The sequence below is a fragment of the Citrobacter sp. TBCS-14 genome (genome assembly GCF_005280805.1).
Taxonomy (GTDB): Bacteria; Pseudomonadota; Gammaproteobacteria; order Enterobacterales; family Enterobacteriaceae; genus Citrobacter; species Citrobacter gillenii.
In genome coordinates, this window is record NZ_SZWM01000693.1 from 1 (window position 1) to 218 (window position 218).

A 218-nucleotide genomic window follows, 5' to 3' on the forward strand; every position below is an offset into this window, starting at 1 on the left:
GCTGTTTAGTAAAAGCAATCGCAAGGCACGGTTTAGGTTTATATATCTATATGAATGAAGACCTCCCTGACTTGACAGAAGAACAGAAACTGTTGGAAGCTGAAAAGCAACGACTTCGTGAGATCCAACCAGCACTAAAACGAGCTGAAGAACTTGGATATCCTAATATGGAACCCTGCAGCAGCCCGATGTGGTGGCACTGCGCGGTGACTGGACGC

Annotated in this window: 1 protein-coding gene; it reads left to right on the forward strand. The window is 46.8% G+C overall.

The window, feature by feature from the left end; translation table 11 throughout:
- The coding region (locus tag FDX22_RS30585; protein ID WP_146717710.1) for a DUF1071 domain-containing protein at positions 1–218 on the forward strand (218 nt) is incomplete at both ends.